The organism is Arthrobacter agilis (genome assembly GCF_030816075.1).
GTDB lineage: Bacteria > Actinomycetota > Actinomycetes > Actinomycetales > Micrococcaceae > Arthrobacter_D > Arthrobacter_D agilis_E.
The window spans coordinates 2,121,818-2,146,677 of record NZ_JAUSXO010000001.1 but is presented as its reverse complement, the minus strand read 5'-3'; the positions used below and the strand labels follow the sequence as shown (position 1 = coordinate 2,146,677).

Annotated in this window: 21 protein-coding genes; 12 read left to right on the top strand and 9 right to left on the bottom strand. The window is 69.5% G+C overall.

Annotation, left to right across the window (positions count from 1 at the left end; all coding sequences use genetic code 11):
* Nucleotides 1–729, top strand: a complete 729-nt coding sequence (locus tag QFZ50_RS09995; protein ID WP_307083822.1) for an ABC transporter ATP-binding protein — start codon at nucleotides 1–3, stop codon at nucleotides 727–729.
* Nucleotides 730–851: 122 nt separating this feature from the next.
* Nucleotides 852–2,825, top strand: a complete 1,974-nt coding sequence (locus QFZ50_RS09990; protein WP_307083820.1) for a DUF6541 family protein — start codon at nucleotides 852–854, stop codon at nucleotides 2,823–2,825.
* Nucleotides 2,826–2,946: 121 nt separating this feature from the next.
* On the opposite strand, the gene rfbA is transcribed toward QFZ50_RS09990, so the two are convergent.
* Nucleotides 2,947–3,816 carry a glucose-1-phosphate thymidylyltransferase RfbA gene (gene rfbA, locus QFZ50_RS09985; RefSeq protein ID WP_307083818.1) on the bottom strand — a complete coding sequence of 290 codons (870 nt, stop codon included), beginning with the start codon at nucleotides 3,814–3,816 and terminating at the stop codon, nucleotides 2,947–2,949.
* A gap of 115 nt (nucleotides 3,817–3,931) precedes the next feature.
* Here rfbA and QFZ50_RS09980 point away from each other — a divergent pair, with 115 nt between their 5' ends.
* On the top strand, nucleotides 3,932–5,173 hold the full coding sequence (locus QFZ50_RS09980; RefSeq protein ID WP_307083816.1) for an acyltransferase family protein: 1,242 nt from the start codon (nucleotides 3,932–3,934) through the stop codon (nucleotides 5,171–5,173).
* On the top strand, nucleotides 5,170–7,089 hold the full coding sequence (locus tag QFZ50_RS09975; RefSeq protein WP_307083814.1) for a hypothetical protein: 1,920 nt from the start codon (nucleotides 5,170–5,172) through the stop codon (nucleotides 7,087–7,089). Before QFZ50_RS09980 ends, QFZ50_RS09975 begins: the two co-directional genes overlap by 4 nt.
* A gap of 145 nt (nucleotides 7,090–7,234) precedes the next feature.
* Here QFZ50_RS09975 and QFZ50_RS09970 read toward each other — a convergent pair whose 3' ends face one another.
* From QFZ50_RS09970 to QFZ50_RS09935, 8 genes are all read right to left on the bottom strand, one after another.
* Nucleotides 7,235–8,332: an NAD-dependent epimerase/dehydratase family protein gene (locus QFZ50_RS09970; protein ID WP_307083813.1), complete on the bottom strand. Its 1,098-nt coding sequence runs from the start codon at nucleotides 8,330–8,332 to the stop codon at nucleotides 7,235–7,237.
* A 22-nt stretch (nucleotides 8,333–8,354) separates the two neighbouring features.
* Entirely contained in the window at nucleotides 8,355–9,242 is an 888-nt protein-coding gene (locus tag QFZ50_RS09965) for a glycosyltransferase family 2 protein (RefSeq protein WP_307083811.1), read from the bottom strand.
* A gap of 58 nt (nucleotides 9,243–9,300) precedes the next feature.
* Nucleotides 9,301–9,774: a DUF2304 domain-containing protein gene (locus QFZ50_RS09960; RefSeq protein WP_307083809.1), complete on the bottom strand. Its 474-nt coding sequence runs from the start codon at nucleotides 9,772–9,774 to the stop codon at nucleotides 9,301–9,303.
* Between the two features lie 3 nt (nucleotides 9,775–9,777).
* Nucleotides 9,778–10,515 carry a glycosyltransferase family 2 protein gene (locus tag QFZ50_RS09955; protein WP_307083808.1) on the bottom strand — a complete coding sequence of 246 codons (738 nt, stop codon included), beginning with the start codon at nucleotides 10,513–10,515 and terminating at the stop codon, nucleotides 9,778–9,780.
* A 58-nt stretch (nucleotides 10,516–10,573) separates the two neighbouring features.
* Nucleotides 10,574–11,572 (bottom strand): glycosyltransferase family 2 protein, encoded by a 999-nt coding sequence (locus tag QFZ50_RS09950; RefSeq protein ID WP_307083806.1) that lies wholly within the window; start codon nucleotides 11,570–11,572, stop codon nucleotides 10,574–10,576.
* A complete protein-coding gene (locus QFZ50_RS09945) occupies nucleotides 11,569–12,180 on the bottom strand; it encodes a hypothetical protein (protein ID WP_307083804.1) in 612 nt (203 codons plus the stop codon). The genes QFZ50_RS09950 and QFZ50_RS09945 overlap by 4 nt, the downstream gene beginning before the upstream one ends.
* Before the next feature lie 792 nt (nucleotides 12,181–12,972).
* The gene (locus QFZ50_RS09940; RefSeq protein ID WP_307083801.1) at nucleotides 12,973–15,192 is read right to left on the bottom strand and encodes a GH25 family lysozyme; all 2,220 of its coding nucleotides are present in this window, start codon (nucleotides 15,190–15,192) and stop codon (nucleotides 12,973–12,975) included.
* A 399-nt stretch (nucleotides 15,193–15,591) separates the two neighbouring features.
* Nucleotides 15,592–18,378 carry a hypothetical protein gene (locus tag QFZ50_RS09935; protein WP_307083800.1) on the bottom strand — a complete coding sequence of 929 codons (2,787 nt, stop codon included), beginning with the start codon at nucleotides 18,376–18,378 and terminating at the stop codon, nucleotides 15,592–15,594.
* Nucleotides 18,379–18,850: 472 nt separating this feature from the next.
* Here QFZ50_RS09935 and QFZ50_RS09930 point away from each other — a divergent pair, with 472 nt between their 5' ends.
* From QFZ50_RS09930 to prfB, 8 genes are all read left to right on the top strand, one after another.
* Nucleotides 18,851–20,077 carry a CpaF family protein gene (locus QFZ50_RS09930; protein ID WP_307086746.1) on the top strand — a complete coding sequence of 409 codons (1,227 nt, stop codon included), beginning with the start codon at nucleotides 18,851–18,853 and terminating at the stop codon, nucleotides 20,075–20,077.
* Nucleotides 20,074–20,931 carry a type II secretion system F family protein gene (locus QFZ50_RS09925; RefSeq protein WP_307083798.1) on the top strand — a complete coding sequence of 286 codons (858 nt, stop codon included), beginning with the start codon at nucleotides 20,074–20,076 and terminating at the stop codon, nucleotides 20,929–20,931. The genes QFZ50_RS09930 and QFZ50_RS09925 overlap by 4 nt, the downstream gene beginning before the upstream one ends.
* Nucleotides 20,928–21,869, top strand: a complete 942-nt coding sequence (locus QFZ50_RS09920) for a type II secretion system F family protein (protein ID WP_307083796.1) — start codon at nucleotides 20,928–20,930, stop codon at nucleotides 21,867–21,869. The genes QFZ50_RS09925 and QFZ50_RS09920 overlap by 4 nt, the downstream gene beginning before the upstream one ends.
* Before the next feature lie 63 nt (nucleotides 21,870–21,932).
* Nucleotides 21,933–22,154, top strand: coding sequence for a hypothetical protein (locus tag QFZ50_RS09915; protein WP_307083794.1), 222 nt, complete (start codon nucleotides 21,933–21,935; stop codon nucleotides 22,152–22,154).
* On the top strand, nucleotides 22,155–22,571 hold the full coding sequence (locus QFZ50_RS09910) for a TadE family protein (RefSeq protein WP_307083792.1): 417 nt from the start codon (nucleotides 22,155–22,157) through the stop codon (nucleotides 22,569–22,571).
* Complete coding sequence (locus QFZ50_RS09905) at nucleotides 22,552–23,088, top strand: hypothetical protein (RefSeq protein WP_307083791.1); 537 nt, start codon at nucleotides 22,552–22,554, stop codon at nucleotides 23,086–23,088. Before QFZ50_RS09910 ends, QFZ50_RS09905 begins: the two co-directional genes overlap by 20 nt.
* Complete coding sequence (locus QFZ50_RS09900; protein WP_307083789.1) at nucleotides 23,085–23,609, top strand: pilus assembly protein TadG-related protein; 525 nt, start codon at nucleotides 23,085–23,087, stop codon at nucleotides 23,607–23,609. The genes QFZ50_RS09905 and QFZ50_RS09900 overlap by 4 nt, the downstream gene beginning before the upstream one ends.
* Before the next feature lie 96 nt (nucleotides 23,610–23,705).
* Nucleotides 23,706–24,821: a peptide chain release factor 2 gene (gene prfB, locus QFZ50_RS09895; RefSeq protein ID WP_307083787.1), complete on the top strand. Its 1,116-nt coding sequence runs from the start codon at nucleotides 23,706–23,708 to the stop codon at nucleotides 24,819–24,821.
* Nucleotides 24,822–24,860 lie beyond the last annotated feature (39 nt).

Here is a 24,860-nt window from a genome sequence, read left to right as displayed (position 1 = left end):
GTGAGCACAGCCATCGAGATCCGCGACGTCAACAAGCAGTTCGTCCTGCGCCATACCCGGTCCATGAAGGAAGCCTTCGTCTGGCTCATGAAGGGTCGCAAGGGCGACCTGTCCGAGCGCTTCCACGCGCTGTCCGACGTGTCCCTCACCATCCAGGAGGGGGAGACGGTCGCCCTCCTGGGCTTCAACGGCTCCGGGAAGTCGACCCTGCTCAAGCACATCTCCGGGGTGATGCGCCCCGATACCGGCAGCGTGCACACCCGGGGGAGGGTGGCGGGCCTGATCGAGGTGGGGGCCGGGTTCCACCCGGACCTCAGCGGTCGTGACAACGTCTATCTCAACGGCGCCATCCTCGGCATGGAACGCGCGGAGATCGAGGAGCGCTTCGACTCGATCGTCGAGTTCTCCGAGATCGGGCAGTTCATCGACACCGAGGTCAAGTTCTACTCGTCCGGCATGTATCTCCGGCTCGCCTTCTCCGTCGCCGTCCATACGGACCCGGAGGTCTTCCTCATCGACGAGATCCTCGCCGTCGGCGACGAACCGTTCCAGAAGAAGTGCCTGGCGAAGATCGCGGAGCTCGCCGCCGAGGGGAAGACCCTCGTCGTGGTCAGCCACGACCTCGACATGGTGGCCAGGATCTGTGATCGCGGTGTCCTGCTGGATCACGGGAAGATCCTGATGGACGGGCCCGTCGATGAGGTCGTCGAGCGCCTGCGCGCGAGCTGACGCCTCCCAAAGCAACGCCATCCCTCGGGTGGGTCCCGTCGGCCGAGCCGAACGGCAACAGGAATGATGCAGCCCTTGGAGCTGCCGATGGAGGAAATGTGTCTTGGTGGTCCACTGTGCCGGTGCTACTCGTCACGGTCGCCGTGATGGTGGTGCCCGGTGTCCTTCTCTCACTCGGGCTCGGCTTCCGGCGCCTGATCGCCGTGGGACTCGCACCGTTGTTCAGCGTGGCGGTCGCCGGTGTCGCCGCGGTACTCGGGTCCCTGATCGGCATACGGTGGTCGATCTGGCTCGTCCTGGGAGCATCCGTCGTCTTCTCGGCGATCGCCTTCGTCCTGACACGTCGCTTCGGGCGGCTTCCACGGACGGAGGAACCCCGTCCTGATGGCACCGGCGTCCTGGCGGCAGCAGGAGCAGGCGTCGTTCTCGGTGGCGCCCTCATCGCCTGGCGGACCGTCACGCTGATCGGCAACCCGGAGAACATCGCCCAGCGGTTCGACAACGTGTTCCACCTGAACGCGGTGGAGTACATCGTCAGCACGGGGGACGGCTCGTCGCTCACGCTGGGTGAGATGACGGGAAACACGGGCGCAGCCGCCGTCTACCCGGCGGCATGGCACTCGCTCGCAGCCTTGGTGGTGCAGGTGACGGGCACCTCGGTGCCCATCGCGGTCAACGCACTGAACATCGTCATCGCGGCCGTCGTCTGGCCGCTGTCGATCGTCCTCCTGGCCCGCATCGTGGCTGGGAAGAGGCCCGCCGTCCTCCTCGCAGCAGGCGTGCTGTCGGCCGCTTTCATCGGGTTCCCCTACCTCATGATGGTGTGGGGACCGCTCTTCCCGTACATGCTGTCGGTGGCACTGCTGCCCGCGGCCGTCGGTTCCGTCCTGCTGGCCGTCGGCATGGGGCGGCAGGTACGCGCGGCCGTCCTTCCCGCCGTGCTGGCCGTCCTGATCGCCGTTGCTGCCCTCGGGCTGTCCCATATGAGTACCGTGAACAGCCTTCTGCTGGTCAGCATCCCCGCCCTCGCCTGGGCGCTCGTCCGATGGCCCGTCACCGTCTCCCGGATCAGGACCCCCCTGGGCGCGGTGATCCTCAAGAGTGGTATCGCGCTGGCCGGACTGGGGTTGTCCGTAATCCTGTGGCTCAAGCTGCGGCCGGTGCCCTATGACGTGTGGGGGCCCCATCAGACTCCCGGCGGCGCGGTGGGCGAGGTGCTGTCCTACTCGCCGATGGGATTCCCGCTGATCTCCCTGGCCGTCTCCGTGTTGGGCCTGGTCGGTATCATCCACATCCTGCGTTCAGGGCACCACCGCTGGCTGCTCGTGAGCTTCGCACTCGTGGGCTACCTCTACGTCGTCGACGCCGGTCTCGAGCGAGGGCCGTGGCGGGCAGTCCTCACCGGGATCTGGTACGCGGACACCAACAGGCTGGCGGCGCTCCTGCCGCTCTTCGGAGTGCTCCTCGGGGCGCTGGGAACCGGAGCAGCGGTCACCTGGCTCGCCGGGCTCCGGACTGCGGCCACGAAGGGCGACGGGACGGAGGAACGGTTCCTGGGCGGCCGGCGCTCCGCGCGACGCGTCGGGTATGCGGCCGGCCTCACGGTCCTCGCCCTGCTGCTCGCGGTCTCCACGCAGACCGAGCCCCTCGAGACCTACCTCGAGGGCGGCGAGCAGTTCTACCTGAGGGACACCCCCACATCGATCCTCTCGTCCGATGAGTACGAGTTGCTCGAACGGGCGGATCAGTCACTGCCCGAGGATGCCGTGATCGCGGGCAATCCATGGAACGGGAGCACCTTGGCGTTCGCCTTCACCGGACGCAAGGTCCTGTCCTACCACCTCTTCGAAACGCAGAGTCCAGCCGCGATTGAGGTGTCCGAGTCCCTGAGGGACGCGGCCACCGACCCGCGGGCCTGTGACGCGGTCGAGGAGACCGGGGTGTCCTACGTCCTCGATTTCGGGACGCAGTACCTGGTCGAGGGCGGCGGCGAGGGCCTCTTCCCAGGGTTCGACGACCTCGCCGATTCGGATGCCGTGCGGTTGGTCGACGAGCAGGGTGCGGCCAAGCTGTACGAGGTCGTCGTCTGCCAGTAGCCCGAGACCCGCACCCCCGCTCCGGCGGGTCGGGCGGGCACCGGGATTCCCCGCCCGGCGGGTTGCGCGGACGAGGCACCCGGGGGTGGCATCCGCCGGCGGGCGGGGGATCCGTCAGAGGCTATTTGCCGCGCGCCAGGAGTCCGAGGAGGTAGCGCCCGTAGCCGCTCTTGACGAGCGGTTCCGCGCGACGGCGCAGGTCGTCGTCGCTGAGGAACCCCTGGCGCCAGGCGATCTCCTCCGGAGAGCCGATCTTCAGTCCCTGGCGGTGTTCCACGGTACGGATGAAATTGGACGCGTCGCTGAGGGACTCGAAGGTCCCGGTGTCGAGCCAGGCCGTCCCTCGGGGGAGGATCTCCACCTGCAGGCGCCCGGCCTCGAGATAGGCCTTGTTCACATCCGTGATCTCCAGCTCACCCCGGGGCGAGGGCTTCAGATCCCCGGCGATGGAGATGACGTCGTTGTCGTAGAAGTACAGACCGGGGACCGCGTAGTTGCTCTTGGGGTTCTCCGGCTTCTCCTCGAGCGAGAGCGCCCGGCCGTTGGCGTCGAACTCCACGACGCCGTAGGCGGAGGGCTCGGCCACCCAGTAGCCGAACACCGCCCCGCCGTCGACGTCGGCGAAGCGGCGCAGCTGCGTACCCATCCCCTGCCCGTAGAAGATGTTGTCACCGAGGACCAGGGCCACGGTCTCCTGTCCGATGTGCTCCGCGCCGAGGATGAATGCCTGGGCGAGACCGTCGGGGGAGGGCTGCTGGACGTAGGTGAGTGAGACCCCGAACTGGCTGCCGTCCCCGAGCAGGTGGCGGAACTGGTCCGCATCCTGGGGGGTCGTGATGATCAGGATGTCCTGGATGCCCGCGAGGATGAGCGTGGAGAGCGGGTAGTAGATCATCGGCTTGTCGTACACGGGCATCAGCTGCTTGCTGACGCCGAAGGTGATCGGGTGAAGTCTGGAACCGGTTCCCCCGGCAAGGATAATCCCGCGCATTCTTCGAATTATTGCCGTGCGGCAGTGCAGGGCCAAATCGCAGCCGTGGCCGGCGAAGGGTGCTGGGGTAGGATGACCGGGTTGCCCGAGTGTCGGTCGTGCTGATGGAGAGATTGTGCCACGGAGGAAAAACCAGTCTGGGCTGTGGTTCGGTCGACCGTTCGACACCCGGAACAACGGCCTGAACCTGATCCGCCTCGTGCTCGCACTGACGGTCCTGGTCCACCATAGCTGGCCGCTGTCCGGACGCGCTGAGGAACCCGCCTTCGCCGGCGACACGCTCGGAGGATGGGCCGTTGCGGGCTTCTTCGTGGTCAGCGGCTACCTCATCACCGCGAGCCGGTTCAGCCACTCGCTGGGGGAGTACCTGGTACACCGGATCGCCCGGATCATGCCGGCGTTCATCGTCTGCCTCGTCGTCGTCGCAGGCTTCTTCGCACCCCTCGGCTATTACGCCGCCCGCGGAAGCCTCGACGGTTTCCTCACGACCGGCACGACCCCCTTCAACTACGTGTTCGCCAATCTCGGGTTGAAGATGATCACCTACGACGTGGCGGGCACGCCCGCGGACGTACCCTACCCGGGTGCCTGGAACGGCTCGTTGTGGAGCCTCTACTACGAGTTCTACTGCTATGTGATCCTCGCCGTCCTCGGGATCTTCGCGATCATCCGCAAGTCCCCCTGGCCCATCACCATCCTCTTCGCCGCGAGCGTGGTCGCGCACGCCTCCATCGAGGACATCGCCGCCTACACCCAGGGCAACTTCGACTTCGACCTGCTGTTCCGCCTCCTGCCCTTCTTCCTCGGCGGCGCCGTGGTCCAGGTGTGGAAGGACAGGATCGGCATCCACTGGCTGCCCGGAGCGGTAGCGGTGGTGGCCGCCGTCGCGATCACGGCCCTGGTCCCGGACTGGGGCGGAGCCGCCTCGGCCGTCTTCATCGCCTACGGCATCCTCTGGATCTCGACGCTGGTTCCCTCGCCGCTGCTGATCCGGAAGAACGACGTGTCCTACGGCGTGTACATCTACGCCTTCCCGATCCAGCAGCTGCTCGCGATCCATGGGGTCCACGAGCGAGGACTGGCCATCTACATGCTCGTGGCCGCGGCCCTCACCATCGCCGCGGGGATCGCCAGCTGGCTCCTCGTCGAACGACCCGTGATGCGCGCGGTGCGCCGGCACGGGAAGGCTGCTCCCGCGCCTACGACGGCTGCGACGCCGGCCGCAGGGGCAGCCCCGGAGGAGGGAGCACCGGCCGGGAAGGCAGCCCAGGCCGGGCGCACGGCACCACCGGAGCAGCAGGACGCGCACGTCCGGCAGCGGCCACCGATCGTGGAGACCCAGGCGACAGGCGGGTGAGCCTCTCAGCCGCGGAGCTCCGGTCGACGTCCCGGCGCAGGGCGGGTGTGCTCGCTCCGGCTGCGGCCGGTGTCGGGGTCTTCCTCACCGTCGTGGCATTGCGACTCGCGGGTCTCCTCGACGGACCCGTCATGATCGGCGTTCTCGGGCTGCTCCTGCTGGGGTTCCCGACGTCGGACTCCCTGTCCCGGCGTATCGTCCTGATCCTCCCGCCGATGCTGGGCTTCACCCCGCTCCTCTGGTGGATTCCGGAGCTCTTCACCGTCGTCGACTACGGCGCGTTCGTCCTTGCGGCGGTGGCCGGAGCGTTCGCGGCGTGGGCTGCCTGGGCGGCGTCGAGGCCCGGTGAACTCGGGCGGGTACTTCCGCGGTTCAGGCCGCTGGACGTGCTGCCGGTCCTGACCGGCGCGGCAGCCGTCGTGACACAGCTGCCGGTACTGGCCGCCGGTTCCGCCGACAGGGCACTGTCGCTGCTGTCCCTGAACTGGGACAACGCCTCCCACTTCACCATGTACTCGACCCTGCAGGCCCGGGACCGGGTGATCCCGCTGCTGGGCCTGGCGGGGGACGGAACCCGCTGGTCCTTCCAGGACTACCCGCAGGGCTTCCACGCCGTCCTGGCGACGGCGTCCCAGCTCGCCTTCGGTCCGGTGGCCCTCGGACCCGAAGCGGCGGTCGTGGCCTACGCACGCCTGTCCGCCCTGGTCACGGTGATGGCGGCGGTCCTCGTCTCCGCCGGGCTGGTGTCGCTCCCAGTGATGCGCCGGCGGCCCCTGGTGGCGACGCCCGTCGTGGCCGCCGTGTCGGCCGGGTGGGTCTTCGGGCCCGGGGCGATGGCGTACCAGCACGGGTTCCCCAACTTCTACCTCGGGGTGGCGCTGGTGGTCTCGGCCGTGCTCGTGGTGTCCACCATGGCGAAGCCCCTCCTTCCCCTGCCCCTCGCGGCCCTGGGCGGGTGCGCCGTCGGCGTCGCCCAGAACTGGGTCCTCCTCCTCGTGTTCCTGGTGCCCCTTCCGCTGGTCCTGTTCCTGCCGGCCCGTGCGGTCCGTTGGCGTGCCCCCTGGACCGGATGGGTCACCGCCTCCGTCACCGTGCTGCTGACGGTGGCGGGCGTGTCCCTCGCGCTGGGGCAGATCTCGGCGATCGAGGTGAAGACGGTCATCGAGGCGACCGGGGGAGTGCCCGATCCCAACGTCGTCGAGGTCACGGCGATCCTCGTCGCCTGTGCGGTGCTCTCCTTCCGGGCCGCACGGAGCCGAGGTGCCGCGGCGGGCTCCCTGGTCCGGAGGCGCCTGCCCCTCCTCGTCCTGGCGGCAGGGGCGCTCTTCATCCTGTGGTTCGGCGGCGTTCAGCTGGTCGAGGCCGGCAAGCTGTCCTACTACGTCCTGAAGTTCCTCATCGCCTTCGAGCTCGTCGCACTGGTCCTGGCAGCCGTGGCGCTGATGATCGTCCTCGAACGGCCGCGCCTGCCGGTCCGCCCGCGTGCTGCTCCGCCCGGGTCCCGACTCCCCGGTGTAGCCGTGGCGGTCCTCGCCGCAGGGGCGGCGACGCAGCTCTTCGGCTCCGCCCCGGTACCCTGGGGCCAACCGCTCCTGGGCGCATCCGCTGCTGCCCGGGAGGCCGTCGACCAGCAGGAAGCCATCGCGGAGGTGCCCGCCCACATCCATGCCCTCCTGCGGGCCGTCGAGGAAGGGGGCGGCGAACCGGCGATCTACATCACCACCGAGGACTGGACCGTCTTCAACCCCCTTCTGGCGCAGCAGTGGTACAGCGCACTCACCGGTACGTACACCGAGGGCGGCTGGGAGCTCTCGCTCTCCATGTTCCCCCTGGTCGGGAACCCCTCAGCGGTCGACGGGGTCGTGGACGCGATCCGCGAGCAGGCTCCGGGCACCCGCTTCATCATCAACCCCTGACGGCGCCGGTCCCACCCGGGCCAGGGACCCGCGCGCCGGGACGGGGATGGGGCAGGACCGAAACGAGGAGAGCCTCCCGCGCTCGGCGCGGGAGCTCTCCTCGGACACGCGGCGCAGGCGCCGTCCGGTCCGATCCTGGTCGGTGTCAGGCCGGCTGGACGTCGGCCTGGGAGTCGATCCACCGGGCCAGCCGGGAGATACCCTGCTCCAGGTTGTACTGGGGGGTCCAGCCGAGTACCTGCTGCGCCGCGCTGACATCCGCCCACGCGTGCCGGACGTCGCCCTGCCGGTACTGGCCGGTGACGTGCGGGGCCGGTGCGCTGTAGTACCCGGCGATGATCGCCGCGGCCGTGCCGATCGTCTGGAATTCCCCGGAACCGATGTCGAGAGGGGTGTCGCTGACGGACGGCGCGGTCGCCGCGGCCACGAGGGCCGACGCGACGTCGTCGATCAGGATGAAGTCGCGGCGCACCTCGCCGTCCTCGTAGAGGGGGATGGAGGTGCCCGACTTCGCCATCCTGCAGAACAGCGACATGATGCCGGTGTAGGGGTTGATGAGCGACTGGCCCGGGCCGTACACGTTCTGGAGCCGGAGGATCGCCGTCTCGACCCCGTAGGACTTGCCCCAGGCCAGCAGGACGTTCTCCTGGGCGAGCTTCGTGGCACCGTACACGCTGACCGGGGCGGGGAAGACGTCGTCGGCCCTCATCGCCGTGGGCTCGGCGTCGGCGAAGTCCCACTGTGCCTGATCGAGGGTCGCGCTGGTGCGCTGGCCCGGGTAGAAGAGCGAGTCCGTTCCCGTGTGGCGCCAGGCGCCCTCCCCGTACACTGCGCGGCTGCTCGAGAGGACGATCCGACGCGGCAGCTTCTTGTGGCGATTGAGCGCATCGAGCATCTGGGACGTGCCGACGACGTTCGTCATCGTGTGCCGGGTCGACTCCTCGAGGGACTGTCCTGTGCCGGTCTCCGCGGCGAGATGGATGATCACGTCGGGGGTCACCGTGGCGAGCACGCTGTCCCAGACGCCTGCGTCCGTGATGTCGCCGCGGATCAGCTCCGCCGACGCATGGAGATCCGCCGGCCGCTCGCCGGAGGCGTGGATCTGCGGGTGGAGGTTGTCCACGACGACGACCCGGCCGAAGGAGGCCGCCAGGCCGCTGGAGATGGCTGTACCGATGAAGCCGGCTCCGCCGGTGACGAGGACTGTCTGGTCGGGCTGGCCGGAATGTGGGGCGTGGGTCATGAGAGCCTTCCTGAAGGGGCCGTTAGAGGCCGAAGATGTGGCGCGCGAGCGCCTTCGCTGCTGTCTGGTTGCGGCTGAGGAGGGCGCCGGGCAGGAGGGTCGCGGCATGGGCCCGGGAGGTCAGGCGGAGCCGCGCGGCGCGTTCGGCGCGCTTCCAGTTGAGTTCCTTGGCCTGGCCGGCCGCAACGCTGAAGTACTCGCGTTCCCCGGCGAACCTCGAGCCGTCCACCAGCTTGGAGGACGAGGCGCTGGCCGAATGGCGCCGATAGGAGAAGCACAGGGTGGGCTCGATGAGCAGTTGGTCACCCTTGTAGACCATGTCCATCACCAGGGCGAGGTCCTGGATGATGGGGAAGCCCTCACGGAAGTCGACCTCGCGGATCTTGTCGGTGCGGAACGCGAGGGATGGCCAGTACAGCCAGTCACCGTGCATGAGGTTCGCCGCGATGGCCTCGCCGGAGACGAGCTGGATCCCTGCCCCACGGGGGCGGACCAGTTTCTGCTTGGCGGTGTCGGCGAGGGTCGTCACGACCTTTCCCGCCTCGTCGATGATCCGCACCCCGGGCTGGATGATCGCAGCCTCCGGGAAACGGCGGTGCGCGGCGAGGACGGTGTCCACGTAGTTCGGCAGCAGGACGTCGTCGCAGCCGAGGATCGTCATCAGCTCCTGCGTCGCCAGCGAGACGCAGGTGCGGTAGTTCGCGGTGATGCCCTCGTTCTGCTCCTTGCGGATGTAGGTGATCCGCTCATCCTCGATCCCGTCGAAGTATTCCTTCACGGTCAGGTCGGGGTAGGCGTCGTCGACGACGGTCAGGCGCCAGTCGTCGGAGTCCTGCGCCAGCACGCTGCGGACGGTCTCCTTGAGGTAGCCGGGATCGCCCCAGTAGGGGATGAAGATGTCCAGTGGCATGGGTCGGCCAGCTTTCCGTTGGTTGGCGCGGCGGAGGGCTCCGCCGGGCAGCGTGGTCTCAGGGGTGCTTCTGCTTCTGCGGAGGATGCACGGGGGACGCGCCGTTCGCTCCTGTGGAACCGTGACCGGAGGCGTGGGGCTCCATCGGCGCCCGCACGGCGTCGGCAGGCCCCTTCTCGGACGGGACCGTCCGGTCCGCGGCGAGGGCCTCGAGCTGGGCACGCAGGATGGCCACCTCCTCGGCGAGCGCCCGCGTCTCGTCCTCGACCGAGGAGATCTCGACGGAGAGGTGCAGCAGCACGCCCAGCACGAAGAGGATTCCCAACGCGAAGAGCAGGTTCGACGGGATGGTGACGCCCACGGTCTCCGCGGCGATCGCCAGGAGTTGGGGGAATGCGCCGAGTACGACGGTGGCTGCACCCACGATCAGCCAGAGCGCCGCGTACTTCTCCCGGATCTTCTTGCGCCGCAGGAGGTCGAGGACGACCGCGACGATGATGATGGCCAGCACGAAGGCGGCGATGGTTTCCAAGAGTCAGGCTCCCACGAGATGGACTGGTCCGGATTTCCTGCGCGTCAGTGCGAAGAGCAGGGCGAAGACGGAGCGGCCGAGGTAGATGGCGGCCTTGGTCGGATTGTGGCTCGGTGTGCCCCCCTGGCGGACGCGCATCTCCACGGGAACCTGGACCACCCGACAACCTGACTTGATCGCGACGACGAGCGAGTCGATGGTGTCGCCGAGGTACTCGGCCGGATAGTGGTCGAGGTACTGGGCGATCGCCCGGGTGTTGGCGGCCCGGAAGCCGCTGGTCACGTCCGTCAGGCGCGTCTTGGCGAGAGCGGAGATGACCCCGGCAAGGAATTGCATGGCCCACTTGCGCGGACCGGACACGCGGTACTCGCCGCGGTCGGCGAAGCGCGCTCCGATGGAGATGTCGGCGTCGTCGAGACCGCGGAGCACCCGCTCGATGTCCCGGGGGTCGTGCTGGCCGTCGGCGTCCACCTGGACGACGGCGTCATAGCCGGTGCGGGCCGCGTACTTGAAGCCCGCACGCATGGCGCCACCCACCCCGAGGTTGAACGGAAGCCGCAGGACGGTCGCGCCGGCGGCCGCGGCCTCGGCAGCGGTCTCGTCGGAGGAGCCGTCGTCGACGACGAGGACGTCGTACCGCTGCCCGAGGGCCAGTGTCTCCCGGACCGTGTTGCCCACGGTCTGGGCCTCGTTCCACGCCGGCATGATGACGAGGGCGCGGGAGTAGGACGGATTGGGCATGACTTCAAAGATATACCAAGACAGCGGGGGAACCGGGCCGGCCGGGTGCGCGTCCCGTCTACTCCGCGCCGTACGAACGCCGCGCGTAACGCCGGTACACGGCCCCGAACAGGGCGGGAGCGACCTTGAGGAGCAGCCCCGCCGCTGCGAGGTCCGGGCGTACCCTGGCGCAGCCGGCCAGGCGCCGGAGCGGGAGGGCCGCGGCGTACGGCCGGAGGTCCGGGTGCCCTTGGTCGGCCCCGGTGCCGGATGCGGCGGCGCTCTGCGCCACGAGGAGTGTCAGGAGTGTGAGCATCGCCTGGAACGGCGCGCGGAACCGCTCCTGCCGGAAGGCATCGTCGAGGTGGTCATCCAGGTGCGCGAGGGCACGCCCGACGTCGTCCTGGGACGGCACCCGCCCCCAGGTGAGGGAGCCGGCGGAGATCCGGTAACGGTACAGGGGCCGCTCCAGGACGACGACGTGTCTCGCCCGGGGGTAGAGGGAGAGATTCATCACCATGTCCTCGAACCGCTTGAGTCCCTCGGGGTAGCGGATGCCGTCGAACAGGCTGCGGCGGTACAGCTTGTCCCAGGGGAACGGCGTGATGCGGTCGGCCAGTGCCAGGCGCAGGGCGGCCGTCCCGGCCATGCGCCCGCTGCCGCGGCTCGATCGCGGGCGCTCCTCGGAGCCCTCCACCGCGACGACGTGGCCACACACGACGATGTCGGCCTCCGGGTCGCAGGCGCCCGTCAGCACCTCGAGGTAGTCGGGCAGCAGCTCGTCGTCGGCGTCCAGGAAGACCACGAACTCACCGGTCGCGGCGTCGAGGCCCGTGTTCCTGGCGGCGGAGCTGCCGCGGTTCTCTGGGCACTCGATCACGCGCACCGCCCTGTCGTGGGCTCCGTCGGCGAAGGCCCGGGCCCGTCGGGCGGAGTCGTCGCCCGAGGCGTCGTCGACGACCACCAGTTCCCAGTCCTCGTAGCTCTGGGCGACGACGCTGGCCAGTGCTCGGTCGATCGTCGAGGCACTGTTGTAGACGGGCACGATCACGCTGACGAGGGGAGCTCCGGAGGTCATGGTTCGATATCTTCTTCCACCGGGGAACCGGTCTTCCGTCCCCTGACGAGGGTCAGGAGAGCCGCGATATGGACGAGGGCTCCGACGACGGGCCCCGACAACAGGCTGAGCACGACCCGGGACTCGAGGGAGCCGGGCAGCAGGAGCATGAGGAAGGTCGATGCCGTCGCGATCAGCCAGCCCATCGAGTAGGCGGAGTGTGCGCCTCGCGCGAGGCACGCGGTCCCCGTCAGGGTCAGCACCGCCATCAGGCAGCCGGCGAAGGTCAGGGCGGCCATGGTCAGGGGGGCCAGGACGTACGCGGGCCCGAAGATCAGCATGATCCAGGGCCCGAGGAGACCGGCCGCGCCCGCACCGACGCAGCCGAGTGCGAGCAGTCCGGCGGCGGGCCGGACGAGGGCACGAAGGAGCGCGGTGCCCGTCACGCCGACGAAGCGGGAGATGAGCACCGATTGGAAGGCCTGGAGGGGGATCATGATGGGCGCGCGGGTGAGGGAGATCGCCAGCAGGAGGGGTGCCGCGCCGGCGTACTGCTCGAGGGGCGTCGTCAGCCGCAGGAGGATGGGGAACCCGGTGACGAGCGCCGCCGTGGCTGCGGCCGACAGCATGGCATGGCCGGCGTTGGGACAGGAGGGCCGATGCGCCGACGTCCGCCCGTGCCCGCACCGCCGTCCGTGACGAGCGGGTGAACAGGAGGATGAGCAGCCAGGTCAGGGCCCCTGCGGCGCTCGCCACTTCCAGCCCGAGCCGCGTGGACACGGTGAGCGCGACGACGACCACGAGGAGCAGGCGCAGCAGCGCCTCGGAACCGGCGAGGCCCGCGAACAGCGTCCACCTCTGCGACCCTCCGGCCGCTCCTGCCAGCGAACAGTGCCCCGCGTAGGTGATCGCGGCCACCGAGAGGACCGCGACCAGCAGGACGGTGTCGTCCGGGAGGATCGACGGCGCCCAGAGCGGCGAGGACGCTGCGATAGCCACCGCACCCCCGCCGCCGATGAGCAGTCCGAGGGGGAAGACCGCCGCGCCGCGCGCCGTCCGTCCGACGTCCGTCGCTGCTGCCCTGACCGCGCGTGTGAATTCGTTGATGATGCCCGCCAGGACGCCGAGGACGAAGAACAGGACCGCCCAGAACGTGAGGAACTGGGCGTTCTCCTCGGGGCTGAGTGCGCGAGCGGCGATGAAGAGGATCAGGTAGCTGGCGGCCGCCGCGACCACCGAGGCGGCACCCACGGCCGGCAGGCCTCCGCCCCTGCTCCGTCCGGCCTTCACACGCGCGGGTTCTGCCGCGGACTCGGCCGGATCACTCAGGGACATAAGCCCCGATCATAGCGAGGCCGCGAGCCCCGGACACAATCCGCTGGAGTGGATCGTGCCCGGGTCTACGCGCCTGGTGGTGTGGGTTAGAGGCGGGTGATGCCGCGGGTGGGTGACCAGCTGAGTTGGCCTTTCTGGAATTTCTGGGTGCAGGTCTTGGTGGTGGTGCAGGTTTCGTCGGTGGTGGGGTAGCCCAGGGTGCCGTTCTCCCAGCCGGTGGCGCGCCAGGCGGCGCCGATGGCGCCGGTGGTGGGGTGGGCGCCGGTGGTGGGGGACCAGTGGATCTGGCCGCCCTGGAAGTTCTGGTAGCAGCCGCTGTTGGCGAGGCCGCAGGACTGGTTGCTTGTGGGGTAGCCGAGGGTGCCGGCTTCCCAGGCGGTGTTGCCCCAGGCGGTGTTGAAGACGCCGCGGGTGGCGTAGGCGCCGGTGGTGGGGGACCAGTGAATCTGGCCCTTCTGGAAGTTCTGGTAGCAGCCGCTGTTGGTGAGGCCGCAGTTCTCGCCGCTGGTGGGGTAGCCCAGGGTGCCGTTCTCCCAGCCGCTGCCGGCCCAGGCGGAGGCGATGGTGCCGTAGGTGGGCTGGGCGCCGGTGGTGGGGGACCAGTGGATCTGGCCGCCCTGGAAGTTCTGGTAGCAGCCGCCGTTGGTGAGGCCGCAGGTCTCGTTGGCGGTGGGGTAGCCGAGTTTCCCGCGTTCGCGGCCCAGGGCGCTCCAGGTCGTGTCGATCGCTCCGGAGGTCACGGCGGTTCCGGTGGCGGGGGAGGTGTAGATGTTGCCCTTCTGGAAGGTCTGCAGGCAGCCGTTGCCGACGAGTCCGCAGATCGCGTTGCTGGTCGGGTAGCCGATCTTGCCCTTTTCCCAGCCGCTGCCGGCCCAGGCGGAGGCGATGGTGCCCGTGGTCGCGTAGGGGCTGGTCGTGGCCGACCGGTGGATCTGGCCGCCCTGGAAGTTCTGGTAGCAGCCGCCGTTGGTGAGGCCGCAGGTCTCGTTGCTGGTGGGGTAGCCCAGGGTGCCCTTCTCCCAGCCGGCCTGTCCCCAGGCCAGGGCGATGGGGCCCCAGGTCGCGGAAGCGCCGGTGGTGGGGGACCAGTGGATCTGGCCGCCCTGGAAGTTCTGGTAGCAGCCGCCGTTGGTGAGGCCGCAGTTCTCGTTGCCCGTGGGGTAGCCCAGGGTGCTGCGTTCACGGCCGAGCGCGCTCCACGCGCCGTCAATCGCCCCGAGTGTCAGTGTCGCCCCGGTGGCCGGGGTCCAGTAGATGTTGCCGCCCTGGAAGGACTGGACGCAGCCGCTGTTCTTCAGGCCGCAGGTGAGATCGCTGACCGGGTATCCCAGGACGCCCTTCTCCCATCCGGTCCTGCCCCAGGCGGTGTTGACCGCGCCCTGCGTCGCGTGCGCTCCGGTGGCCTTCGTCCAGTGCACCTGACCGTACTGGTAGTTCTGGTAGCACCCGCCGCCACTGATACCGCACACCAGCCCCGACACGGGGTCCCCGACCGCCGGCGTCCGCGCGGCAGCACCCTCCACCAACGGACCCGCCACAGAGGCGACCTGGGAGTTCGTGGTGAAGGAGGCGAGGTCCGCCGCCGATCCCTGCCATACGTTCGAGTCACCGACGAAGGGCCCGGTGCTGCTGTACTGCCAGACGGCGTAGGAGGACCAGCCGTTGGGCAGGCGTCCGGCCGTCGTCTGGCCGTAGGCTGCGATGTGCAGCGGATGATCGGCGAACGCGCTGGAGTTGCCGGTGCAGGTCGCCCACCAGTCCGTCGTCGTATAGATCATGGGCACCCGGCCGGTGAGGGCCCGGACCGTGGAGGAGAAGTCCCGGATCCAGGACACCATCTGCGTGGCCGACAGGTTGTAGCAGGTGTTGCCGAGCGACGGGTAGGGGTTGTACTCGATGTCGAGCAGCGGCGGCAGGGTACGCCCGTCCGCCGACCAGCCTCCGCCGTTGCGCACGAAGTACGTCGCCTGCTGGGCGCCGGATGACGACGTCGTCGGGATCGCAAAGTGGTAGGCGCCGCGAACCATGCCCACGGACGCCGCTCCGTCGTACTGCTGGCCGTAGAACGGGTTGACGTAGCCGGTGCCCTCGGTCGCCTTCACGTACGCGAATTCAGCGCCCTGCGTCCTGGCCGTGCGCCAGTCCACGGCAGCCTGGTGGCTACTGACGTCGATCCCCTGGATGCCTGCCGGCCGCCAGGTGGCGGCCAGGCCCTGCGACCGGGGGACGGCGGTCTCCTGCTGCACGACGGCGGCCGCGACTTGCGCATCGCCGGTGGCCCTCAGCCGATCCAGGCCCTGACCCATGGCGGCATTGCCGTAACCCCGGACAGCGTCAGCCGCGCTCGGCGACGCGACGGACGCATGGCCCGGCTCCGCAGGAGGGGCAGCGGGATCTACCGGCTTCGCGGGCGTCGTGGGTACAGCGGTCGGCACAGCGGTCGGTACAGCGGTCGGTACAGCGGTCGGTACAGCGGTCGGTACAGCGGTCGGTACGGGAGCTGCCTCCGGACCCGTCGGGCGTTGGGCCTGTGCCTCGGGTTGCGCGACCTGCGACGGCGGAACCGGATCGACCACCTCCGAGGCGACGGCGGGGAGTGGCGCAAGGGCGAGCGTCACCAGGAACGCTGCGGCTGTCAGTCGGGACGTGCGGGAGAGCGGGTTCATATCAAAGGTCCTTGGGGTCTACGCGCCTGGTGGTGTGGGTTAGAGGCGGGTGATGCCGCGGGTGGGTGACCAGCTGAGTTGGCCTTTCTGGAATTTCTGGGTGCAGGTCTTGGTGGTGGTGCAGGTTTCGTCGGTGGTGGGGTAGCCCAGGGTGCCGTTCTCCCAGCCGGTGGCGCGCCAGGCGGCGCCGATGGCGCCGGTGGTGGGGTGGGCGCCGGTGGTGGGGGACCAGTGGATCTGGCCGCCCTGGAAGTTCTGGTAGCAGCCGCTGTTGGCGAGGCCGCAGGACTGGTTGCTTGTGGGGTAGCCGAGGGTGCCGGCTTCCCAGGCGGTGTTGCCCCAGGCGGTGTTGAAGACGCCGCGGGTGGCGTAGGCGCCGGTGGTGGGGGACCAGTGAATCTGGCCCTTCTGGAAGTTCTGGTAGCAGCCGCTGTTGGTGAGGCCGCAGTTCTCGCCGCTGGTGGGGTAGCCCAGGGTGCCGTTCTCCCAGCCGCTGCCGGCCCAGGCGGAGGCGATGGTGCCGTAGGTGGGCTGGGCGCCGGTGGTGGGGGACCAGTGGATCTGGCCGCCCTGGAAGTTCTGGTAGCAGCCGCCGTTGGTGAGGCCGCAGGTCTCGTTGGCGGTGGGGTAGCCGAGTTTCCCGCGTTCGCGGCCCAGGGCGCTCCAGGTCGTGTCGATCGCTCCGGAGGTCACGGCGGTTCCGGTGGCGGGGGAGGTGTAGATGTTGCCCTTCTGGAAGGTCTGCAGGCAGCCGTTGCCGACGAGTCTGCAGATCGCGTTGCTGGTCGGGTAGCCGATCTTGCCCTTTTCCCAGCCGCTGCCGGCCCAGGCGGAGGCGATGGTGCCCGTGGTCGCGTAGGGGCTGGTCGTGGCCGACCGGTGGATCTGGCCGCCCTGGAAGTTCTGGTAGCAGCCGCCGTTGGTGAGGCCGCAGGTCTCGTTGCTGGTGGGGTAGCCCAGGGTGCCCTTCTCCCAGCCGGCCTGTCCCCAGGCCAGGGCGATGGGGCCCCAGGTCGCGGAAGCGCCGGTGGTGGGGGACCAGTGGATCTGGCCGCCCTGGAAGTTCTGGTAGCAGCCGCCGTTGGTGAGGCCGCAGTTCTCGTTGCCCGTGGGGTAGCCCAGGGTGCTGCGTTCACGGCCGAGCGCGCTCCACGCGCCGTCAATCGCCCCGAGTGTCAGTGTCGCCCCGGTGGCCGGGGTCCAGTAGATGTTGCCGCCCTGGAAGGACTGGACGCAGCCGCTGTTCTTCAGGCCGCAGGTGAGATCGCTGACCGGGTATCCCAGGACGCCCTTCTCCCATCCGGTCCTGCCCCAGGCGGTGTTGACCGCGCCCTGCGTCGCGTGCGCTCCGGTGGCCTTCGTCCAGTGCACCTGACCGTACTGGTAGTTCTGGTAGCACCCGCCGCCACTGATACCGCACACCAGCCCCGACACGGGGTCCCCGACCGCCGGCGTCCGCGCGGCAGCACCCTCCACCAACGGACCCGCCACAGACGTGACGGACTGCACGGGCTCGATCGTGACACTGGCCTCGGTGTTGCTGACGGAGTCGATCCGGAGTCTCGTGCCGGCCTGCGTGGTGAAGGTCTGTCCCTGCTGCCAGGTGAGCGACGTGTTGCCCCAGCCCGAGCGTGCACTGTTCGGGGTCAGGACGATGGAGGCGTTCCCGCTCCAGCCGAGGATGTCCTGCTTGGTGATCTTGACACCCCGGTTTCCGCCGACGGCTGTCACCGCGTCATTACCGACGGGTGCCCGGAGTTCCAGGTAGTACGTCTCGCCGCTCGTCGATTCGGTGAATTTCACTGCCCGGCTCGAGGCCGTACCTGCCCAGGGTCGGAGCGTGACGGAGCGGGTGGCCGCAGGAGTCCCGAGATCCTGGATCTCGTCCCCACGGCCGAATCCGCCGTATTCCCAGAGGAAGGCGTTGATCTGCGGGGAGCTGGTCTGGGCGTAGCCCATGAGGTCGGAGGTGTCACTGTACTCTGCCGACCAGCAGGCGGGATCGGTCCACGAGGCCCCGGACCGTGCAACATCGAGGCGCCCGTTGCTGCACGCGAGGGAGTTGGCGTGATGCAGTCCGAGCACGTGGCCGAACTCGTGCGTCACGACGTTGTTGGTCAGGGCGGAGGGGTAGGGCATGATGACGCGTCCGCTGGTGGGGCCGTCGGTGAAGCCGCCGCCGAGGATGCCCCAGGACCCGTTGTAGTTCAGGTCTGCGTGCGGCACGAAGATCACGAGGGACTCGTACGGCCGGTACTGCCAGTTCAGTTCCTTCGTGACCTTGTCCATGATGGTGCCGTAGGAATCGGTGATCTTGGCCGCCGAGACGTGGCGGTACTCGTTCACCTGTTTCATCGAAAGGCGTCCGGCGGTCGCGGAGTTCCAGTATTCGTTCGACTTGAGGATCGAGTTGCGCGCGGCCGTCATGTTGATCGCGTCGGCGTCCGCCTTGGTCTTGCCCGCGAGCTGGACCGTGACAAGGGTGACCTTGAACTCACCCGATCGCGGCGCGATGGCCGCGTTGCCCCCGCTGCCGTCGAGACGGAGGGGCGATGCGGCCTTCATCGGGGTGACGGGCTCGGTGTAGTGCTCCCCGTAGCGCGCGTTGGAGTTCGGGTCTGCGAGCGGATTCCAGTTCAGGTCCGGGACGAAGGACGTGACCTGATCCGGTGCGGCGGCGGCCGCATCGGTCGCAGCAGGTGCAGGCTCGCTCGCCCGTGGCGTCGAAGTGCTCGTGGTCCCCGGAACGGTGGCGGGAGCGGGCTCGACGGTCGGGGCCGTAGCGCTGGGCGCCGGGGCCGGGGCCGGTGCCGGTGCCGGTGGCATCGGCGTTGCCGGAGTTGTTGCGGTGACAGCTGCGGGTGCGGCGGGTGGCAGCGAGGGCGAAGCCTCATTCGCAAGTGCGGGAACTGCGCTACCGACGAGACCGAAGGACAGCAGGGCGGCGCACAGAAGCCGGGCGGGGGAGGGCAAGGTCACGGGTTTCTCCAGCAGAATCCGGGCGTTAGCCAGCTAAGTGAAATCCCGTGAAGACTATCCAGATGTGACTTGAGTGACTAACGATTCGGATGTGACTGTGGAATCTTAGGCAAAACCTGCGGGTTTCCCTGTATTGACTGCGGCGTGTCGCTTGCACACAGTAAGGAGACAGGCGTAGTGCCGCCCGTCGCGAAGTTATCCACAGGCGCGCGATGCTCTGGTCGGGCCGGGTCTCCTTCAGTAGGGTAAGGGGCGGCAGGGGCTCCTGAAGCCGCGGCCATCGCGCCGACGGCGGCGGGACGATCGATGGGGGATGTCGATGGAAGCTGTGCGCATGGTCGAGGACGAGGTGCGCGAGCTCATCCGTCGGCGCGGCATCGACCCGGCCTTCCAGATCGCAGAGGTCCAACGTCTGGTCAACGACGCCGTCGAGGACTACGAGGAACGCTCCGTCCTCGGAGTCCTTCCTCCGCTGGGCAGGCTCGACGCCGCGCGCAAGCAGATCTACGACGCGGTCGCTGGTTTCGGCGTCCTGCAGCCGCTCCTCGACGATCCGACCATCGAAGAGATCTGGATCAACGCCCCCTCCGAGGTATTCGTCGCGCGGAACGGCGAATCCGAGCTCACGGCGCTCTCGTTCACGGACCAGCAGGTCCGGGACCTCGTTGAGAAGATGCTCAAATCCTCGGGACGACGGCTGGATCTCTCGTCTCCCTTCGTGGATGCTTCCCTCCCCGACGGCTCCCGCCTGCATGTGGTGATCCCGGACGTCACCCGGCGCCACTGGTCCGTGAACCTCCGGAAGTTCATCGCCCGTGCCTCGCGCCTGGAGCACCTCGTCGAGCTGGGGTCACTCAGCCCGCAGGCAGCCCGCTTCCTCGCTGCGGCGGTCGCGAGCGGGCTCAACATCCTGGTCTCCGGTGCCACCCAGGCCGGCAAGACGACCCTGCTCAACTGCCTCGCCGCGTCGATCGGACCCCGTGAGAGGGTCATCACCGTCGAGGAGATCTTCGAACTGCAGTTGCCGCTGCGCGACGTCGTGGGTCTGCAGTGCCGGCAGCCCAACCTCGAGGGCACGGGCGAGATACCGCTGCGGCGCCTGGTCAAGGAGGCCCTCCGGATGCGGCCGGACCGCCTCATCGTCGGCGAGGTCCGGGAGGCCGAGAGCCTCGACATGCTGATCGCCCTCAACAGTGGACTTCCTGGCATGTGCAGCGTGCATGCCAACAGCGCGCACGACGCCGTCACGAAGATCTGCACGCTCCCGCTCCTGGCGGGCGAGAACATCTCGAGCAGCTTCGTGGTGCCGACCGTCGCGTCGTGCATCGACCTCGTGGTGCATTGTGCTCGGCTCCCGGGCGGTCAGCGCAAGGTCATGGAGATCATGGCCTTGGGGCGGCGGGTCGAGAACGGCGTCATCGAGTCCTCCCAGGTCTTCAGGCGCGTCGACGGGGACCTGCACCTCACCGCCAGCGGGATGCCGGCCGAGGAGAAGTTCGCCGCGGCGGGCGTCGACGTCTCGACCCTGCTCGGAGCCCGCGCATGAGCATCGCCGTCGGGGCCGCCCTCGGTGCCGGCCTGTTCCTCGTGTGGTGGTCCTGCTGGGAGCGCCCGGCGACCCAGCGCCGGGTCCCTGTCCGACGGCGACTGATCGACGACCTGCTCCTGCGCGCCGGCGTCGAGCGCGTCTCGGCGAACGGGCTCCTCGCCTCGTGCGCAGCGGTGGGCGTCGCCGTCCTGCTGGTCGGCGTCCTGCTGACGGGCTCGGCGCCCATCGCGCTGTGCTTCGCGCTGTTCGGCGGGTTCCTCCCGTTCTCGGTCGTCAGGTGGCGCGCGGCCCGGCGGACCGCGTCCCTGCGCGAACTGTGGCCCGACGTCGTCGATCATCTCCGGTCCGCCATCCGCGCCGGGCTCTCCCTCCCCGAGGCGCTCATCCAGTTGGGGGAGAAGGGCCCGGTCGAACTCCGGACAGCCTTCCGGGCGTTCGGCGTGGACTACCGCGCAGGCGGGCGCTTCGAGGACGCGCTCGATCGACTCAAGGAACGGTTGGCGGATCCGGTGGCCGACCGCATCGTGGAGGCGCTCCGGATGACGCGCGAGGTGGGCGGGTCCGACCTGGGGCGGCTCCTCGGAACACTGTCGGAATTCCTGCGGGACGCGGCCCGGACCCGCAGCGAACTGGAAGCGCGGCAGTCCTGGACGGTCAACGCCGCCCGGCTCGCCGTCGCCGCCCCCTGGATCGTCCTGCTGCTCCTGGCCACGCGCCCCGAGGCCGTGCGTGCCTACAACTCGGCAGCCGGGGCGGCGGTCCTGCTCGGCGGGCTGCTGATCTCCGTGGTCTGCTACCGGATCATGCTGCGCGTCGGAGCGTTGCCCGAGGACGAGAGGGTCCTCCGATGACACCCGTCCTCGCGCTGGCGGCTCTTGCGGGGCTCCTCCTGGGCGTGGGGCTGTGGCTCGTGGTGGTCCGGCTGCCGGCCATGCGGCCGGTGACCCTCACGCAGCGCATCGCGCCCCAACTCCGCGCCGTCGACGTCCGGTCCAGGCTGCTCGCCGAGGCGCCCGCCGACCTCACGCCGTTCGGCGCGCTCGAACGGATCCTCCGCCCGCTCCTCGCGGACGCGGTGTCCTGGTCGCACCGGTTCAACCCCGCAGCGGCGACCCTCGCAGGCAGGCTCGCCCAGGCCGGACGCGGGCAGACCACCACGGACTTCCGGGCACAGCAGTTGCTCTGGGCCGCCGGGGCGCTCGCAGGATCGACCCTGGTCATGGTGCTCCTGGCCGCCGCCGGCTCGGTCGACCCGCCGCTGGCGGTCGTCCTCATCCTGGGGTGCGCCGTCCTCGGGTTCGTCGGGCGTGACTACCTCCTCTCTGCCGACATCCGGCGGCGCGAGGCCCGGATGCTGGCGGAGTTCCCCAGTCTCGCGGAACTCATGGCGCTCGCCGTGTCCGCCGGCGAGAGCACCACCGGCGCGCTCGAGCGCATCTGCAGGACGGCGAGAGGCGAACTCGCCGGCGAGTTCGGCCTCGTCCTCGCTGCCACCCGGGCGGGGAAGCCCCTGGTCGACGCACTGCAGGAGTTCTCGCACCGTACGAGGCTCGCCCCGCTCGCCCGCTTCGTGGACGGCATCACCGTCGCCGTCCAGCGCGGGACCCCGCTCGCGGACGTCCTCCGGGCCCAGGCACAGGACGTCCGCGATCTGGCCAAGCGCGACCTGATGGAATCGGCCGGCAAGAAGGAGATCGCCATGATGGTGCCACTGGTCTTCGGGGTCCTTCCGCTGACCGTCCTCTTCGCCGTCTATCCCGGCATCGCCCTGATCACCATCGGCTTCTGACGCAACGTCACCACACCACGAGGTCACCACAACAAGGCAGCACCACTACGAGGGGGAACCACCATGAAGGTCCTGACCAGCACACGGCACATCGCCCTGCTCCTCCTCACGGCCGTCGCGGCGTGGGCCGCGCCCCCGCCGGCGGGCGACCGGGAGCGCGGCGACGTCCCGGGCTGGGTGATGATCACCCTCATGTCCGCCGTCCTCGTCGCAGCGCTGCTCGCGATCGCGGGGCCCGCCCTGGAAGGCCTGTTCAACCAGGCGATCGATCAGGTCTCGCCCTAGGTGGCGTCGCACGCAGCAACTCCGCGTCGCGGTCACGGGCGCCGCGACGACGGAGAGCGCGGCGCCGCCGTCGTGGATTTCGCGCTGATCGGGGGCCTGTTGACGGTCGTCTTCATCGCCATCGTCCAGCTGGCACTCGTCCTCCACGTCCGCAATACCCTGATCGACGCCGCAGCGTCGGGGGCCCGCTACGGCACGCTGGCGGATCGGGATCCGCAGGACGCGGTGGGGCGCACCGAGGAACTGATCCGCGGCTCCCTGGCCGACTCCTACGGGTCGGACGTCTCCGTCGGGGAGAGCACCGTCGGGGGCGTTCGAACGCTCGAGGTGGTGGTGCGGGCGCCCCTGCCGGTCATCGGTCTCATCGGTCCCGCCGGCACCATGGAGGTGCGTGGCCATGCCGCTCTTCCGTCGTGATGCGGGGAGCGCCGCGGGCGGGACCCGACAGGAGAAGAGGTCTGCCGGCCCTGCGCCCTCCGTGCTGCGACGGCCGGGGGAGCGGCAGGCCGCGTGGCGGGGCCTCGGGGATGAGAGCGGCAGCGCCGTCGTGGAGTTCGTCTTCCTGGGCGTCCTGCTGCTGGTGCCGGTCGTCTACCTCGTCCTGACCGTGGGCCAGTTGCAGGGCGGGTCGTTCGCCGTCGTCGGTGCCGCCGACCAGGCGGCGAAGGTGTACGTTGACGCGCCGACGGTGCAGGACGCCGACGCGCGGGCCCGTGACGCCGTGCGCCTCGCGCTCTCCGACTTCGGTTTCTCCGAGGACCAGGCTGCCGTGGAGATCGCCTGCAGCACCGAATGCCTCGCACCCGGCTCGACGGTGACCGTCGTCGTACGGCTCGACGTCCCGCTCCCGCTGATCCCCGCCATCGCGGGCACGCATCCTTCGGCAGCAACGGTGGATGCGGCCGCGACCCAGGTCATCGAGCGGTTCGGATGACCGGGAACAGTGCACCCACGCGGAGGAGAACGCCTGCGCCTGGGAAGGCTGCACCATGGGCCGGCAGCCGCGAGGACGGTCAGGTCGGCGTCCTGGTCATCGGCTACCTGCTCATCTCCCTGCTCGTCGTCACCGTCGTGCTGGCCGTGTCGGCCGTGTACCTCGAGCACAAGAAGCTGCTCTCCGCCGCCGATGGTGCCGCGCTCGCGGCCGCCGACAACTACAGCATCGACGTCGGGACCGGCGGGGGATCCGGCGCGGGCGCGCTGCCGCCGCTGACGCCGCTGCCGGCGCTGCAGGACTCCGGCGTCGAGCAGGCGGCCGAGGGCTACCTCATCGCCACCGGGGCCGGCGCCCGCTTCACGCAGCTCACCGTCGACCCGGCGACGGGCGCACCCGACGGACGGACCGCCCGGGTGGTCCTCAGCGCCGTGGCGCACCCGCCCGTCGTGAACTTCCTCGTGCCGGCAGGGATCCCCATCGTCGCCCGTGCCGACGCCCGCGCCGAGCTGACCCGCTGACAGGCCCGTCCGTGTCCCGCCACGCTTGCCGGTGCCAGGTGAGCGCCAGGGAGCCCTCGCGTCGCCCCAGGACCGATGACGTAGGCTGGAAGGACCATGGCAGCCACCGATTTTCCCGCAGAGATCCGCGCCCTCCGGGCCAAGTACCAGTCCATCGAGCAGGTGTCCGACGTCGAGGGGATCCGCAAGGACATCGACGAACTGAGCGAGGAAGCCGGCGCCCCGGACCTCTGGGACGACCCCGCGGCAGCGCAGAAGGTCACCTCGAAGCTGTCCCACCGGCAGTCCGCCCTCGAGCGCCTCGAGACGCTCGAGAGCCGCATCGACGACCTCGAGGTCCTCGTGGAGCTCGGGCAGGACGAAGGCGACGAGGACTCCCTCGCCGAGGCCGAGAAGGAGCTCGTCTCCCTCAGCAGGTCGCTGGACGACCTGGAGATCGTGACCCTGCTGGCCGGTGAATGGGACGAGCGCGAGGCCGTCGTGACCATCCGGTCGGGGGCCGGGGGTGTGGACGCCGCCGACTTCGCCGAGATGCTCCTGCGCATGTATCTCCGCTGGGCCGAGCGCCACGGCTACCCCACCCAGGTCCTCGACACGTCCTACGCCGAGGAGGCGGGCCTGAAGTCCGCGACCTTCGAGGTGAAGGCCCCCTACGCCTTCGGCACCCTGTCGGTCGAGGCCGGGACGCACCGCCTCGTGCGCATCAGCCCGTTCGACAACCAGGGCCGCCGCCAGACGTCGTTCGCCGCCGTCGAGGTCATCCCGCTCATCGAGCAGACGGACGTCATCGAGGTGCCCGACAACGAGATCCGGGTCGACGTCTTCCGTTCCTCCGGGCCGGGCGGGCAGTCGGTCAACACCACCGACTCCGCCGTCCGCCTGACCCACCTCCCCACCGGGCTCGTGGTGTCCATGCAGAACGAGAAGTCCCAGATCCAGAACCGCGCCGCCGCGATGCGCGTGCTCCAGTCCAGGCTCCTGCTGCTGAAGAAGGAGCAGGAGGACGCCGAGAAGAAGGCGTTCGCCGGGGACGTCAAGGCGTCCTGGGGTGACCAGATGCGGTCCTACGTGCTCAACCCGTACCAGATGGTCAAGGACCTCCGGACCAACCACGAGGTCGGCAATACCTCGGCCGTGTTCGACGGCGAGATCGACGACTTCATCGACGCGGGCATCCGCTGGCGGACGAACAACCGCAACGACGCCGCATAGCCACTACGCGACTTCGGGGCTCGACCACCTGTTTTGCGG

Bases quoted from the DNA above. Each gene is read 5' to 3' on its own strand.
- QFZ50_RS09940 (WP_307083801.1), bottom strand. From the start codon at position 15,192: ATGGGTCAGGGCCTGGATCGGCTGAGGGCCACCGGCGATGCGCAAGTC.
- QFZ50_RS09900 (WP_307083789.1), top strand. From the start codon at position 23,085: ATGACCGGGAACAGTGCACCCACGCGGAGGAGAACGCCTGCGCCTGGG.
- rfbA (WP_307083818.1), bottom strand. From the start codon at position 3,816: ATGCGCGGGATTATCCTTGCCGGGGGAACCGGTTCCAGACTTCACCCG.
- QFZ50_RS09915 (WP_307083794.1), top strand. From the start codon at position 21,933: ATGAAGGTCCTGACCAGCACACGGCACATCGCCCTGCTCCTCCTCACG.
- QFZ50_RS09925 (WP_307083798.1), top strand. From the start codon at position 20,074: ATGAGCATCGCCGTCGGGGCCGCCCTCGGTGCCGGCCTGTTCCTCGTG.
- QFZ50_RS09935 (WP_307083800.1), bottom strand. From the start codon at position 18,378: ATGCCACCGGCACCGGCACCGGCCCCGGCCCCGGCGCCCAGCGCTACG.
- QFZ50_RS09965 (WP_307083811.1), bottom strand. From the start codon at position 9,242: ATGCCACTGGACATCTTCATCCCCTACTGGGGCGATCCCGGCTACCTC.
- QFZ50_RS09905 (WP_307083791.1), top strand. From the start codon at position 22,552: ATGCCGCTCTTCCGTCGTGATGCGGGGAGCGCCGCGGGCGGGACCCGA.
- QFZ50_RS09955 (WP_307083808.1), bottom strand. From the start codon at position 10,515: ATGCCCAATCCGTCCTACTCCCGCGCCCTCGTCATCATGCCGGCGTGG.
- QFZ50_RS09945 (WP_307083804.1), bottom strand. From the start codon at position 12,180: ATGCTGTCGGCCGCAGCCACGGCGGCGCTCGTCACCGGGTTCCCCATC.
- QFZ50_RS09930 (WP_307086746.1), top strand. From the start codon at position 18,851: ATGGAAGCTGTGCGCATGGTCGAGGACGAGGTGCGCGAGCTCATCCGT.
- QFZ50_RS09970 (WP_307083813.1), bottom strand. From the start codon at position 8,332: ATGACCCACGCCCCACATTCCGGCCAGCCCGACCAGACAGTCCTCGTC.
- QFZ50_RS09920 (WP_307083796.1), top strand. From the start codon at position 20,928: ATGACACCCGTCCTCGCGCTGGCGGCTCTTGCGGGGCTCCTCCTGGGC.
- prfB (WP_307083787.1), top strand. From the start codon at position 23,706: ATGGCAGCCACCGATTTTCCCGCAGAGATCCGCGCCCTCCGGGCCAAG.
- QFZ50_RS09950 (WP_307083806.1), bottom strand. From the start codon at position 11,572: ATGACCTCCGGAGCTCCCCTCGTCAGCGTGATCGTGCCCGTCTACAAC.